We start from the raw sequence: 14,194 nt of genomic DNA on the forward strand, positions 1-14,194 counted from the left end.
GCCGCCGGCTACCGGTTCGACGGCCTGTTCGATTCCGGTCACGACGAGGCACCTACTTTCTCGGTGTCGGGATTGGTGTCCGGTGCGGTCTCGGGCTCGGACTCCGCGGATTCTTCTGCAGCGGACCGCTTGCGCCGCCACCTGGCGAACAGCACCCCGAGTCCGGCCAGCCCGGCGGGGAAGAATCCGACGACGACGATGAACAACAAGCCCTGGGCGTAGATCCAGCCGGACGGAAACCGTTCGGAGAACAGGGTTTGTGCCCAGGCCACACCGATGGCGCCGAGGGCCGGGCCGAGCAGTGTCGTGCGCCCGCCGATCGCGACCCCGATCAGGAACGCGATGGACGGCACGATCCCGACTTGGGACGGTGCGATGAATCCGACGATCGGTACGAACAAGGCACCGGCGATGCTGGCGAACAGTGCGGCGAGAGTGTAGGCCACAACCTTGACGTTGGCCGGGTCATACCCCAGGAACCGAACGCGTTCCTCGCCGTCGCGCACGGCGACCAGTAGTTCGCCGTAACGGCTGTACATCAGTTGACGCACAACGGCCACCACAATCAGCAGTGTGGCCGCCGCGATGAAGTACACCATCCGCTTGTTGGCCGGGTCGTTGAGGTTGAACCCGAAGAAGGTACGGAAGTTGGTCAACCCGTTGCTGCCTCCCAGGCTGGTCTGGCCGACCAGCAGGATCGCCAATGCCGCGGCCAGCGCCTGCGACAAGATCGCGAAGTAGGCGCCTTTGACCCGGCGTTTGAACACACCGAAGCCGAGCAGGGCCGCGATTGCGGTCGGGATCACCAAGATGGCCAGCAACGCGAACGCCGGCGAGGCGAACGGTGCCCAGTAACCCGGCAGTTGGCGTACCCCGGCGATCTGCATGAAGTCGGGCACGTTGTGTCCGCGGATCTGGGCATCGGCGATCTTGAGGTGCATGCCCATCATGTAGCCACCGAGGCCGAAGAACACGCCCTGGCCGAGCACCAGCATTCCGCCGCGACCCCAGGCCAATCCGATGCCCACCGCCACGATCGCAAAGCACAGGAACTTGCCGAGCAGGCTGAGCCGGAAGTCCGACAGCACCGCCGGCGCCACCCCGAACAGAATCACTGCGGCGACACCGAAGCCGGCCCAGGTCTGCCAGCGCCCCAGGTTTGTTCGTACTCCTTGCGCAAGTGCGGTCATACCAGACTCCTGGTCCGAACCGTGAACAATCCCTGCGGGCGCACCTGCAGGAAGATCACGATAATGGCGAACACGATCACCTTGGCCAGCGACGCGGTGGTGCTGTATTCGATGAACGAGTTCAAAAAGCCCAAGGCCAGCGCAGCGATCACGGTGCCCTTGATCTGGCCCAGCCCGCCGACCACCACCACCAGGAACGCATCGATCAGGAAGCTCTGGCCGATGGTCGGACTGGTGGAGCCGATCAGGGTCAGCGCCACACCGGCCACTGCCGCCAGCCCCGATCCGATGAAGAATGTGGTGATGTCGGTCTTGCGCGACGAGATACCGCTCGTCTCCGCCAGATCGCGGTTCTGCACCACCGCCCGGATGCGCCGCCCCATCGGGCTGGTCTTGAGTACGGTGGCGAGCACCGCCACGCACACGACGGCCAGCACCAGGATGAAGATGCGGGTCTTGGGCACCACGGCGCCGAGGATCTCGACGCCGCCTGAGAGCCATTCCGGGGCAACGACGTTGACCGCAGGTGCGCCGAAGATGTCGCGGGCCACCTGTTGCAGGATCAGGCCGACGCCGAAGGTGACCAGCAGGGTGTCCAGCGGACGACCGTACATCCGCTGGATCAGCGTCACCTCGAGCAACGCACCCATGGCACCGCCGACGAGGAACCCGACCACCAGCGAGATCAACAGTGAGGCACCGGCATTGGTGATCATCTGTTGCACCACGTAGGCGGTGTAGCAGCCGGCCATGATGAACTCGCCGTGCGCCATGTTGATGACGCCCATCTGGCCGAAGGTCAGTGAGAGGCCAAGTGCGGCCAGCAACAGGATTGAGCCGAGGCTCAACCCTGTTGCCAGCTGGCCGATCAGGATGTCCATGCTGTGTTCAGTTCCCCGTCGTTTCGATCGACCCTTAGCCGGACAGTCCCGCCGCCCACGGATAGGACTTCAGGTACGGGTCGGGCTCGATCGGGCCCTTCGACTCCCAGATCGTGTAAATCAGTCCGTCGGGCCGGATTTCGCCGATGCGTGCGGTCTTGGTGATGTGGTGGTTCTCGCCGTCGATGGTGACCTTGCCCTCCGGGGCGTCGAAGCTCACGCCGTCGGCATTGTCCTGAATGGCCTTGACGTCGAACGACTTCGCCTTCTCCACGGTGTTCTTCCACAGGTAGACCGAGACGTACGCGGCCTCCATCGGATCCGAGGTGGGCTTCTTGGGATCCTTGACGAAGTCCTTGTAGGCCTTGACGAAGGCGTTGTTCACCGGGGTGTCGATGGTCTGGTAGTAGTTCCACGCCGTCAGCTGGCCGGCGACGTTCTGCACACCGATACCGCCGACCTCTTCTTCGGCGATCGAGACCGAGACCACGGGCATCTCCTGCGGGGTCAGGCCGACGTTCTTGTACTCGCGGAAGAACGCCACGTTGGAGTCGCCGTTGAGGGTGTTGAACACCGCGTCGGCATCAGCACTGCGGACTTTGTTGACGATGGTGGAGAAGTCGGTCGAGCCCAGCGGGGTGTAGTCCTCACCCTTGATCTCGATGCCGTTCTCCTTGGCATAGGCCTTGATGATGCGGTTGGCCGTCTGCGGGAACACGTAGTCGCTGCCCACCAGGTAGAGCGACTTGACGCCCTTTTCCTTGAGGTAATCCAGCGCCGGGACGATCTGCTGGTTGGTGGTGGCGCCGGTGTAGAAGATGTTCTTGCTCGACTCAAGCCCCTCGTACTGCACGGGGTAATACAGCAGCGCGTTGGCGCTCTCGAACACCGGAAGCATGGCCTTGCGGCTCGACGAGGTCCAGCCTCCGAATACCGCGGCCACACAGTCGCTGCTGATCAGCTTCTCGGCCTTCTCGGCGAACACCGTCGGTTCGGACGCTCCGTCCTCACCGATCAGCTCGATCTGTTTGCCCAGAACGCCACCCTTGGCGTTGATCTCCTCGACCGCGAGCTTGATGGAGTCGCGGACAGTGACTTCCGAGATGGCCATCGTGCCCGACAGTGAGTTCAGCGATCCCACTTTGATCTTCGGCCCGGAAGTGTCGACGCACGACGCGGCGTTTGCTGCATCAGTGTCGCTCGCCCGGCTGCCGCATCCTGCAAGTAGCAGACTGGCTGCTGCGATCACGCTGCCGGTGGCCAATGCAGACCGGCGGAACGTGGCACGGGGGGGTACTCGCATGAACAACCTTTCCCTTTGATTGCAGCGCTTCTCGCCGATCGCGACCGGGGTTGGCGCAGGAGGTCAAACACACTGTGCAGGTGTCGAACCGGGACGTTAGAGCGCTGCTGTTACTGGGAAATGTCTGTGTGTGACAAACAAATTAACCTCAAGCTAGAGCCAGTTGGTTTGCCGTTGGCGCGGCATCAAGACACCCACTCGTCGCACCTGTAACAAGGCGGTAGCCTGCATCGATATGACCAACATGCGAAAAGCGACAACCACAGTCGGTGCGGCGCTAGTTCTGGCGGCCGCGGGGATGGCGGTCTCCAACGCGACGGCGTATGCGGAGCCGGGTCAGGGCCACCAGGTGAAGTACACGCTCACCTCCGGCGCGCCTTACGAATTCGACCTCTATTACCTGACGACGCAGCCTGCGAGCAAAGACGCCTACAACGCTGACGCGTACAAGTACCTGCAGAAGGCGACGGTGAACGTCGGCCCGGACGCGCCGTGGGTGTTCGAGACCACGCTCGCCGACCCGCAGTGGGCGATCTTCACCGTCGCGAGCACGACGCACGGCGGCCAGGCCCAGCCCAACGCGCACTGCGAGATCGCCGTCGACGGTCAGATCGCCGTCCAGAACGATCACCCGTACAGCCCGCGGTGCCAGCTCGGTCAGTGGTGATCTGACCCGCCCGCGGGTGCGGCGATCTGACCCGCCCGCGGGTGCGGCGATCTGACCCGCCCACGGGTGCGGCGATCTGACCCGCCCACGGGTGCGGCGATCTGACCCGGCGATCCCACGGACTGGGATCGGGCTTGACGATTCATTCGAACTGTTGTTCGATAAACGAGTGCGCATCGGGCGGTTCGGCTGCCGGCCCGGAGCGCGATTGACTGGGCAAGCGCCCACGGCGCGCGCCGATGCCGTACCCGAAACCGCGGCATCGGCGCACCCAGTTCTACCTAGAGGTGTCGGCTCTCCGGACTGCTGCCGCGATGGCGCCCGCGAGACCGGCAGGTGCTTCGACATGCGCCAGGTGACCCTGTCCCGGTAGTCGGATCACGTGGGCCTGGGGCAATGCGGCGGAGAACGCCGCAAAGGCGGTGCCGTACGGGGCGCGGTCCTCGTTGTGTGCGCCGAGGATGAGTGTCACCGGAATGTCGAGGTGTCGGTAGCTGTCCAGGGCCGGTACGTGAGAGTTGATTGCGGCGAGTTCGTCGGCCAGCGGTGCGGCGAGCGGCCGCAGGATCGACCACGCCGGGCTGCGGCGCAGGTCGGCCACATACGCCGCCGAGAATCCGGAGACGTCGGAATTGACCAGGGTGACGGCCTGGTCGAGGTCTCCGGCGTCGACGGCGCGGCGCAGTTGAGCCACCACGTCCGGGGCGAACGGGCGGCTGACGGGTTCGTAGGCGGTCAGCGACATGATGTGCGCGCTGTCGAGCGCGGCCTCCAATGCGATGAGGGCACCGTAGCTCCACGCGAACACGTGGGCCTGGCCGACTTGGTCGACTATGTGGCGCAGGTCATCGACCTCGACGCCAACTGAATACCCGGCTCCCAAAGCGCCGCTCGGAACTCGGCCGCGACGGTTGACCGTGATCACCGGGTTGGGCAGGTTGATCGCTTCCGTCACCGGACGCCATGTCGCCGCGTCGGCCATGACTCCGGGGAGAAGTACCAGGGGAAGGCCTGTGCCCGGGCGGACCTCGCAACTCAGGGTGGTCCCGGCGCGGTGGAACTCGAGCTTGCCGGGTTCTGATTGCGTGAATGTCATTCTGGCGCAGGTCCAATCGTGAGTCGACGCGGATAGGTGGGCGGGCGATCGCACACCGGCCCCTGGTGGAACCCGGTTGCCGCCCGCTCTGTTCCTCGATTCGGGCCCCGGCATCGACACGGCTGGAATTACCTTGACATCAGACTCGAACAATTGTTCGATAGCGGTATGCGGTGGGACGGCCAGGCGGTGCGCGTTGACGACGGAGCGCTGCCCGGGCTGCAGCGGCTCGGCTTTGTCCGCAGCGTGCGTACGCCGCAATTCGAGGGCATCACATTTCACGAGGTGCTGTGCAAGTCGGCGCTGAACAAGGTGCCGCCGGCATCGATGCTGCCCTTCCGGTACACGGTCAACGGCTACCGCGGCTGCAGCCACGCATGCCGGTACTGCTTCGCCCGTCCTACCCACGAGTATCTCGAGTTCGACAGCGGTACCGACTTCGACACCCAGGTGGTGGTGAAGACCAACGTCGCCGAGGTGCTGACACGCGAGTTGCGGCGCCGATCCTGGACGCGCGAGACGGTCGCGCTCGGCACCAATACCGATCCCTATCAGCGCGCCGAGGGCCGGTACGCCCTGATGCCGGGAATCATTGCGGCGCTGGCTGATTCAGGAACTCCGTTCTCCATCCTCACCAAGGGCACGCTGCTTCGCCGCGACCTGCCGCAGATCGCCGAGGCATCGCGGCACGTCGAGGTGAGCGTCGCGGTGTCGCTGGCGGTCGGCGATCCTGAGCTGCACCGCGCGGTCGAACCCGGAACCCCGTCGCCCGAAGCGCGGTTGGGTCTGATCGCGGCGATCCGCGACGCGGGCCTGCGCTGCCATGTGATGGTTGCGCCGGTGCTGCCGTATCTCACCGATTCGGCCGACCAACTTGACGACCTGCTCAGCCGCATCGCTGCGGCGGGGGCCGACGGAGTGACCGTGTTCGGACTGCATCTGCGGGGGACGACACGTGGCTGGTTCATGTCCTGGCTGCAGCGTGAACATCCCGAACTGATTGTCGACTACCAGCGGTTGTACCGGCGCGGGGCGTATCTGCCACCGGACTATCGCGACATGCTTCGTACCCGCGTGGCACCACTGGTGACCCGGTACGGATTGGCTGGGCGGGCGCCCATGGCGCGCGTCGGTGTCGTACGTGAAACCGCGGCACCGACGCAACCGGCCCTCTTCTAGCGTCCGAGGCTGCGCACGAAGTCGGCGACCGCCGCGCCGATCTCGTCGGGGCTGTCCTCCTGGATGAAATGTGTACCGGGGACGGTTACTTCGGTCTGATTGGGCCAGGTCCGGGCGAACTCGCGGACCCGGCCGCGCATGATGGCGCCAGGTTCGGCGTTGACGAACAACTTCGGGACATCGCTGGTCTTGAGCCAGTTGCCGTAGTTCTCGACGGTGGCGACGACATCGGCGGGTTCGCCGTCGACGGGGATGTTGCGCGGCCAGGACAGCGTGGGGCGGCGGCTTTCACCTGGTTCGCGGAACGGCGCGCGGTAGTGGTCCATCTCATCGTCAGTGAGCGTGCGTCGGATCGCTCCAGGCAGTACCCCTTCGACAAACATGTTCTGTTCCAACACCATTGACTCGCCGTTCGGGGAGCGGAAGCCCTGGAACACCTCCCGTACCGGGTCGGGCCAATCCGACCACGTCACCGGCATCGCGATGGCTTCCATGTAGGCGATGCCGGCCACGCGGTCGCGATGCTGATTGGCCCAGTCAAAACCCAACGCCGATCCCCAGTCGTGTAGCACCAGGACCACGCGGTCGCCCAGATCCAGTGAGTCCCATAGCTTGAACAGGTAATCGCGATGCTCCGCATAGTGATAGCGATCCGGCCCCGAGTCGGCGAGCTTGTCGGATCCGCCCATGCCGATGAGATCGCACGCGACGAGCCGGCCCAGACCTTCGAGGTGCGGCATCACGTTGCGCCACAGGTACGACGAGGTGGGGTTGCCGTGCTGGAACACGATGGCCGAGGCCGGGGACGAGGACGAAGCACCTTCGCCCTCGTCGACGTAGGCCATGCGACTGCCGTTGATCTCCCGGTACTGCAATCGCCCGTACGGTTCAGCGTTGGCCATGATGCTCTCCTCGATGTGGTTGTTCTTCAACAAGTTTGGTGGCGGCGGCCTGGGCGCTGCGCAAGATGCGTGCGGAGAACTGCGGGTCGGCAACGGCGCGGGACAGGGTCATCCCGCCGACGCAGAGCGCCATCAGTGCGATGGCGTCGTCAAACCGCTCGTCATCGGTGTCTTCGCCGCAGATCGCGGACAGCGACGTGCGCAGCTCACGCTCGTAGGCGGTGCGGAATTCGTCGGATCCGCGGGCTGCTTCCGAGCCGAGGGCGGCGAAGGCGCAGCTGGTCGCCAGGTCGTCGCGGTGGGCGGCGGTGAGGTAGCGCTTGGCCAGGCTGGTCAGGCGGGATCGCCAGGAATCGCCCCGGGCCGGCTTGATCCAGCGCGGGCGTCCGCTGCCGATGGCGTGCGCGAAGGCCGCGCTCGCCAGCTCGTCCTTGGTGCTGAAGTGCGAGTAGAAGGCGCCGTGTGTCAGGCCGGCATCGCGCATCACCGCGGCGATACCAGCGCCGCCCAGTCCCTCTTCGCGGAGCCTGCGTGCGGCAGCGTCGAGGATCCGGTCCTGAGACTCCTGCTTGCTGTCGGCGCGCTTGGTCGGTGCAGTTCGCATGATGGCCGTCATGCTAATCGCATGATGGCCATCATGTGAAGTGTTTTCTCCGGGGAGAATGACCCAGGCGTCGCCCGGCTCAGGTCTTGTTGCGCTTGACCTGATTGAACGGCACGCCGCGGTCGGCCGCGTGCTCGCGCGGGAAGCCCAGGATCCGCTCGCTGATGACATTGCGCGCCATCTCTGAGCTGCCGCCGCCCAACGAACCGGTCTGCCGGGACAGGTAGCGCACACCGATCTCCATCAGCCCGGCCAACTCTGGGGCATCTTCGGAGCCCTCGTCGACCACACCGGCCGTGCCTGCGATGGCCAGCGCGGTGTCCACCTCGAGCTCGGTGGTCTCGGCATGGAACAGCCGGATCAACGTGCCCGCATTCGGCGGCAGCGAACCGTTTCCGATCGCCTTGCCGACGTGATCGATGAGCTGCTTCTTGACGATGCGGCGCACCAGGGCGCGCCCGGCCAGATCCTGCACCCGGGCGTCGTCACCCTGCCCGGTTGCCTCGGCCAGCCCGACATGGTCGGGCGGCATCTCGTTCGCGTTCTCCGCCCCGGTCCCGCTGGCGAATTCGGAACCGCCACCGACGGCCCGACGCTCGTGGTGCAGCTGACGCGAGGCCACGGTCCAGCCGTCGTTGACCTCGCCCACGACGGCATCCGCGGGAAGCTCCAGGTTGTCGAAGAACTCCTCGCAGAACTCTTCGTTGCCGTTCACCTCGGTGATCCGGCGCATCGTGATGCCCGCTGCACTCAGCGGAACCAGGAACATGGTCAGGCCCTCGTGTTTGGGCACGGTCCAGTCGGTGCGGGCCAGCATCAATCCGTAGTCGGCGGCGAACGCACTGGTGCTCCAGGTCTTGGCGCCGTTGATGATCCACGTGTCGCCCTTGAGCTCGGCTCGGGTGATCACGCCGGCGAGATCCGACCCGCCGCTCGGCTCGGACAACAACTGGCAGAGCACCTCGTCGCCGCGGATCGCAGCCGAAATGCGTTCGCGCTTCTGATCTTCGCTGCCCACATCGAGAATCGTCGCGCCACAGATGGTGAACGAAGGGGTGTTGAGGATCAGCGGCATCTCGTAGTGCCGGCACTCGTCGTTGAATGCCTTCTGGTATGCGTAATCCAGACCGAGGCCGCCGTACTCGCGCGGGAAGCAGATACCGGCGAATCCACCTTCGTAGAGTCGCTTCTGCAGTTCCTTTGCCCGTTCCCAGGATTCGGATTCGGCACGTACCGCGAACGGAGGGTTGTCCGGATCGATGGGCGGCATGTTCTCGGCCAGCCAGGTCCGGGCACGAAGCGCGAACTCCTCGACAGACTCTGTGGTTGCGGTGGTGCTCACGGTGTCGGTCATGCCCCGATCTCCTCGGCTGCGCGGGTCTTGCGGCTCAGCGCATATACGGCTCGGTGGTGGTCTTCGGGTGATCCGTACAACGCCCGATACAGCGCAACCCGCCGCAGGTACAGGTGCAGATCGTGCTCCCAGGTCACCCCGATGCCGCCGTGCAACTGCACGCAGTCCTGCAGCATCACGGGAGCGCGTTCGGCCACATAGGCTTTCGCGACGCTGACGAGCTTCGGCGCTTCCTGGGAGCGTTCGGCCACCGCGGCGACGGCTCCCGCGGTGGTGGCGCGCGCGGCTTCGAACCACATCTTCATGTCAGCGGCGCGATGTTTGAGGGCCTGGTACGAGGCCAGCGGACGGCCGAAACTGTGCCGGTCTGCCAGCCACTGATTGGTCATCGTGAGCACCGCGTCCAGGATTCCGACGATCTCGGCGCACTGCAGCAGCAGGGCGACCTGGCGCTGGCGTTCGATGATCGCCGGCGTCTGCTCGGCCGTGCCGACCAGGGCGGCCTCGCCGACTGCGACGCCGTCGAATTGCACTCGGGCGTAACGCTTGACCAGGTCCACCGAGCTCTGGGGAGTCACCGTGACCCCGTCGGCGTCGGTCGGCACCACGAACTGCCGGATCTGGCCGTCGCAGGCGGCTACCACCAGCAACGTGTCACTCTGGTCGCCGGCTTCGACGCGGTCCTTGACACCGTCGATGCGGTAGCCCGCCTCGGTCCGGGTGGCGGTTGTGCCGATCCCGGTGACGGCCTCGAGGGCTCCGAAAGGCCGCTTTGGTTCATAGGCCGCCCAGGACCCCACAGTCTCGCCGGCGACCAGCGATTCGATCAGTTCCTCGTGCCCGCCGGGTGATTCGACGAGTCCGGCCAGCACGATGCTGACCGGATGCAGCGGGCCGGGGGCCACCGTGTGGCCGGCCTGCTCGGCGAGCAACGCCAGGTCGGTGACACCGTCCCCGGACGGACTGCCGCCGCCCAGTTCCTCGGGCACCAGGAGGCTGGCCCACCCCAATTCGGCTGCGCGTCCCCACCATCCGGTGTCGAACGGAATGCGCTCGGCGTGTAGCTCGCGCACTCGACTCAGAGGCACCTCCTTTTCCAGGAAGGCCTGCGCGGTGGAGGTGAACAGCATCTGTTCGGGATTTGCCACATCTGTCATGTAGTCGGCCCAGCTTCGTAGGTAGAGGAGAGGACTGGATCAGTTCAGGACGAGTGCCGGGACGTCGGGCCGGTATACCTTCTTGTTCTCGACCTTGAACAGGTCGACCAGGTTGCCGCCCATGACCTTTCGGACGCCTTCGTCGTCGAGGCCGTGTGCCTGCAGGTCGTCGACCAGGTTGATCGGATCGGCCAGGCCCTCCGGATGCGGCCAGTCGGAGCCGAAGATCACCCGGTCGATGCCGCACAGGTCGGCCATCTTCTTGAAGTCGTCCTCCCAGAACGGTGCGACGTACACGCACCGCTTGAACGCCTCGATCGGATCCTCCGGGAATCCATCCGGCATCTTCGAGTAGACGTCCTTGAACTGGTAGTGCAGGTAGGGCACCCAGGACGCGCCGTTCTCCACCGAAAGGATGCGCAGGTCCGGGTTGCGGGTCAGCGCGCCGTGGCAGACCAGTGCGGCCATGGTGTCCTCGATCGGACGCTTGCCCATCGCGACCATCCGGAATGACGTGGGCGAGAACGGCTTGAACTCGGTGGCCGGTTCCCAGTCGTTGAGGTAGTTGGAGTACCCGCTGTCCGAGGCGTGCATCGACACCGGGATACCGGCCTTCACACAGGCGTCCCAGAACGGGTCGAACTCTTCCACACCCATCGAGCGGCTACCGCGGTATCCGGGCACCGGCGCGGGCCGGACCAGGACGGTCTTGGCGCCGCGCTCCAGGCACCATTCCAGTTCTTCGAGTGCGCGGTCGACGTTGCCCAGGTTGATGACCGGCGTGGAGAAGATGCGGTCCTCGTAGTTGAACTGCCAAGTCTCATACATCCACTCGTTGAGTGCGTGCACGATGTCGAGGATCAGGTCGGGGTCGTCCTTGAGTCGCTCCTCGACCAGGCTGGCGAGCGTCGGGAACATCAGGGTGTAGTCCAGGCCGAGGCTGTCGAGAACCTCAAGGCGCGCTTGCGGATTCCGGAACGCGGGGATGGCCTTCATCGGCTTGCCCATCACCTCGCGGTAACTCTTGCCGCCGCTGCCGTGCCGGAAATAGTCCTCCTGCGCGCCGGGGCGGGCGACCACCTCGAACGTCGGGTTCGGGATGTAGTCGCTGACCACGTTGCGGACCATGATCTTGGTCCGGCCGCGGACATCGATGTAGTCGATGACGCCCTTGCGGTGCTCCGGCAGGAACTTGGTCAGGGCTTCCTTGGGCTCATAGAAGTGGTTGTCGGCGTCGAACACCGGATAGGGAAGCTCGCGTGATGGCATCTTCGCCTCCTTGGAGAGTCTTGTTTTCGAAACTGGTAATGACGTTACCACGGGATGACCAGCGCAGACGAGCCCATTCGGGCGATCGCTCAGGAAGGTGGGAAACTCCTGGTCAGGCCGATGATTCGGGCACCAGTAGGCCGCGCACGCAGAACTCGTAGATGTGCTCGCCGTCGATCGGTGCACCGTTGAGTTCGACACCCAACGAACGGAGCCGCATCGCGCCCAGCACCGACTGCATGATCAGGGCCGCGGTGCTCTGGACATCGATGTCGGACCGGAAGGCTCCGGAATCCATTCCGCGCCGCAGGATGTCGCCGATGAGCTCGTGTAAAGGCGCCAGCACCCGCGCGTATTCACGGGGCAGCGACTCGGCGAGGTGGTCGTTGTAGAAGGTCAGGCCGCGGTTGATGCTGTCCTGGGTGCTCGAGGAGGCCGGGATGGTGATGTGCTCGATGAGCGACCGCAGCGCCTCGGGTCCGGCCAACCCCTCGGTGTCCGCGCGCCAACGCAGTGTGGACTCGGTCATGATCTTGTCGATGAGGGCCAGCAGCAGCTCGTCCTTGGTGGAAAAATGCTGGTAGAAGGACCGCAATGAGGTCTTGGAGCGTTCCACCACCTCCAGCACGGTGAAGTCGGTGCGCCCGGTCTCGCCGAGGATGGCGAGTGCCGATCTCATGAACCGGCGGGCCCGGTCTGCCTGCGCCTCGGCGCGCGCGCCTTCAGTCGGTCGTTCGGCCGGCCTAGCCATTGCGCCATCACCTCCGTCATGCTGCACTTGCGAGAATGACGTTACCGTTTCTGTAGAAGCAATAGGCGGCTTGTGATTACTGTGGTGCAGCGATGAGTGAGTGGTTCCTGTTCCTGCCCCAGGTGCGGCTCGGCGTCGACGACGTCGTTGAACGTGCGCAGGTGGCCGAGGCCAGTGGGTTCGATGGCATCGCCTTCATCGACCATCTGGAAGCCCCGGGTGCGACCCACCAAAGCATCTGGGAGGCAATGACTGTCGCCACCTGGGTGGCGGCCCGCACCGAACGCCTGCGGATCGGCCATCTGGTGTTGTGCGACGCGTTCCGTCATCCGGCGGTGCTGGCCAAACAGGCCGTCACGCTGTCGGAGGCCAGCGGCGGCCGGTTCGAGCTCGGGCTGGGCTCGGGGTCGTGGCCACAGGAGTTCGAACGGTTCGGCATCGAGAGCGGTGACGCGGCGGCACGGGTGCGCAGGCTGGGGGAGAACCTGGAGCTGCTGCACCGGTTCTGGGGCGACGACGAGCGCGGGCAGGTGCCGCGTCCGTCCCATCCAATTCCATTGGTGCTGGGCGGAACCGGCAAGCGCATGATGGAGCTGGTGCGGGCCCACGCCGACTGGTGGAATGTCCCGTCGCATCAGCTGGACCGGCTGCCCACGCTGCTGCCGACGGTCGGTACGGCACGGGTCTCCCTGCAACAGATGGTCGGCTTCGTGGGCCGCGGCGCCGACCGCACTGCGGTGACCGAGCGCAGCACCCGACTGTTCGGGCACCTCGGTGACGGCTTGGTGTGCGGCGACGCCGCGGAACTCACTGCCCACTTCGCCGGATTGTCCGCGCAAGGGGTCGAACGCTTCTACGTGTGGTTCGCCGATTTCGCCGCACCCCAGACCATTTCAGAATTCGCCGAGACAATCATCAACGCGTGAAAGGAAGACCCGAACATGACAGCTGAGCCCACCGAGGCAGAACCGACGCCGTGGACGCTGCAGATGCTGCTCGACCTGTTCGATGCACAACCGGCGGGGGAGAACCGTTTCACCGTGCAGACCGGTATCGCCGGTGTGGACGAGCGTCAGGTGGTGGAAGGAACCCAGATCGTCGGCGCCGCGATCGTCGCAGCGGCCAAACGTTTCCCGGACAAGTCGGTCCGCTCCGCGCACGCGGTGTTCGCCCGCGCGGTCATGGTCGGCCCGCCGGTCGAGCTCGACATCGATGTGATCAGCGAAGGCCGGTCCACAGCCACTGCGGTGGTCGCCGCCTCGCAGAACGGCAAGCGCTGCATCACCATCACGGTGTTCACCGACGTGCCGTCCGGTGACGTCATCCGGCATCACCTGCCGCGGCCCGAGGTCGCCGGCCCGGCCGACTCGAACGTCTCGCCCATGCCGATGATCGGACGTGAGCTGCGACTGGTCGACGTCGTCGACGTGAACAGCCCCGATGAGGTCGGCCCGCCTGAGCTGTACGCCTGGCTGCACTATGACCCCGTGCCGGTCCGCGACGACCTGGCCAAGGCACTGATCGCGTATTTCACCGGGCACCTGGGTATTTCGACCACGATGCGCGCGCATGAGGGCATCGGTACCGCTCAGGCCCACCTCACCGTCTCGACTGCGCCGATGACGGTCACGGTGAGTTTCCACGAGCCGGTCCGGTGGGACGGCTGGATCCTCTACAGCCACGAGAGCACGCAGGTGGGCTCGGGCATGTCGTATGTGCGCGGTGCGGTGCACACCGAAGAGGGTGAACTCCTCGCGTCGTTCAGCCAGGACGCGCTGATCCGTCCGTTGCGCACCACCGACACCAACATCTCGGCCCACTCGCGGCTATAGGACCGGCGC

The 14,194-nt window shown here is 65.3% G+C and carries 14 protein-coding genes; 4 read left to right on the forward strand and 10 right to left on the reverse strand.

What is annotated here, in order from left to right; translation table 11 throughout:
- Window positions 1–38: 38 nt before the first annotated feature.
- The 3 genes from urtC to urtA are packed head-to-tail and all read right to left on the reverse strand — an operon-like array spanning window position 39 to window position 3,374.
- A complete protein-coding gene (gene urtC / locus AB0I14_RS06985) occupies window positions 39–1,190 on the reverse strand; it encodes an urea ABC transporter permease subunit UrtC (protein ID WP_358017897.1) in 1,152 nt (383 codons plus the stop codon).
- Complete coding sequence (urtB, locus tag AB0I14_RS06990) at window positions 1,187–2,071, reverse strand: urea ABC transporter permease subunit UrtB (RefSeq protein ID WP_358017900.1); 885 nt, start codon at window positions 2,069–2,071, stop codon at window positions 1,187–1,189. The genes urtC and urtB overlap by 4 nt, the downstream gene beginning before the upstream one ends.
- A gap of 34 nt (window positions 2,072–2,105) precedes the next feature.
- Window positions 2,106–3,374, reverse strand: coding sequence for an urea ABC transporter substrate-binding protein (gene urtA / locus AB0I14_RS06995; RefSeq protein ID WP_358017903.1), 1,269 nt, complete (start codon window positions 3,372–3,374; stop codon window positions 2,106–2,108).
- Between the two features lie 235 nt (window positions 3,375–3,609).
- Here urtA and AB0I14_RS07000 point away from each other — a divergent pair, with 235 nt between their 5' ends.
- A complete protein-coding gene (locus AB0I14_RS07000; protein ID WP_358017906.1) occupies window positions 3,610–4,041 on the forward strand; it encodes a hypothetical protein in 432 nt (143 codons plus the stop codon).
- A gap of 277 nt (window positions 4,042–4,318) precedes the next feature.
- On the opposite strand, the gene AB0I14_RS07005 is transcribed toward AB0I14_RS07000, so the two are convergent.
- Window positions 4,319–5,137: an alpha/beta hydrolase gene (locus tag AB0I14_RS07005; protein ID WP_358017909.1), complete on the reverse strand. Its 819-nt coding sequence runs from the start codon at window positions 5,135–5,137 to the stop codon at window positions 4,319–4,321.
- Window positions 5,138–5,305: 168 nt separating this feature from the next.
- Between AB0I14_RS07005 and AB0I14_RS07010 the strand changes: the two genes are divergently transcribed.
- On the forward strand, window positions 5,306–6,316 hold the full coding sequence (locus AB0I14_RS07010) for an Rv2578c family radical SAM protein (RefSeq protein ID WP_358019002.1): 1,011 nt from the start codon (window positions 5,306–5,308) through the stop codon (window positions 6,314–6,316).
- Here AB0I14_RS07010 and AB0I14_RS07015 read toward each other — a convergent pair.
- The 6 genes from AB0I14_RS07015 to AB0I14_RS07040 all read right to left on the reverse strand — a co-directional run bounded on the left by AB0I14_RS07015 (window position 6,313) and on the right by AB0I14_RS07040 (window position 12,353).
- On the reverse strand, window positions 6,313–7,218 hold the full coding sequence (locus AB0I14_RS07015) for a haloalkane dehalogenase (RefSeq protein WP_358017912.1): 906 nt from the start codon (window positions 7,216–7,218) through the stop codon (window positions 6,313–6,315). The two genes, AB0I14_RS07010 and AB0I14_RS07015, sit on opposite strands and share 4 nt — an antisense overlap.
- Complete coding sequence (locus tag AB0I14_RS07020; RefSeq protein ID WP_358017915.1) at window positions 7,205–7,822, reverse strand: TetR/AcrR family transcriptional regulator; 618 nt, start codon at window positions 7,820–7,822, stop codon at window positions 7,205–7,207. The genes AB0I14_RS07015 and AB0I14_RS07020 overlap by 14 nt, the downstream gene beginning before the upstream one ends.
- 79 nt (window positions 7,823–7,901) lie before the next feature.
- The gene (locus tag AB0I14_RS07025; RefSeq protein ID WP_358017918.1) at window positions 7,902–9,176 is read right to left on the reverse strand and encodes an acyl-CoA dehydrogenase family protein; all 1,275 of its coding nucleotides are present in this window, start codon (window positions 9,174–9,176) and stop codon (window positions 7,902–7,904) included.
- Window positions 9,173–10,333: an acyl-CoA dehydrogenase family protein gene (locus AB0I14_RS07030; RefSeq protein WP_358017921.1), complete on the reverse strand. Its 1,161-nt coding sequence runs from the start codon at window positions 10,331–10,333 to the stop codon at window positions 9,173–9,175. Before AB0I14_RS07030 ends, AB0I14_RS07025 begins: the two co-directional genes overlap by 4 nt.
- A 39-nt stretch (window positions 10,334–10,372) precedes the next feature.
- Complete coding sequence (locus AB0I14_RS07035; RefSeq protein ID WP_358017924.1) at window positions 10,373–11,602, reverse strand: amidohydrolase family protein; 1,230 nt, start codon at window positions 11,600–11,602, stop codon at window positions 10,373–10,375.
- A 112-nt stretch (window positions 11,603–11,714) separates the two neighbouring features.
- Entirely contained in the window at window positions 11,715–12,353 is a 639-nt protein-coding gene (locus AB0I14_RS07040; protein WP_358017927.1) for a TetR/AcrR family transcriptional regulator, read from the reverse strand.
- A 92-nt stretch (window positions 12,354–12,445) separates the two neighbouring features.
- On the opposite strand from AB0I14_RS07040, the gene AB0I14_RS07045 reads away from it, so the two are divergent.
- Window positions 12,446–13,279 (forward strand): LLM class flavin-dependent oxidoreductase, encoded by an 834-nt coding sequence (locus tag AB0I14_RS07045; RefSeq protein WP_358017930.1) that lies wholly within the window; start codon window positions 12,446–12,448, stop codon window positions 13,277–13,279.
- A gap of 15 nt (window positions 13,280–13,294) precedes the next feature.
- Window positions 13,295–14,185 carry an acyl-CoA thioesterase domain-containing protein gene (locus AB0I14_RS07050; RefSeq protein ID WP_358017933.1) on the forward strand — a complete coding sequence of 297 codons (891 nt, stop codon included), beginning with the start codon at window positions 13,295–13,297 and terminating at the stop codon, window positions 14,183–14,185.
- The last annotated feature ends 9 nt before the right edge of the window (window positions 14,186–14,194 follow it).

The organism is Mycobacterium sp. NPDC050441, assembly GCF_040655355.1.
Classification (GTDB): Bacteria; Actinomycetota; Actinomycetes; order Mycobacteriales; family Mycobacteriaceae; genus Mycobacterium.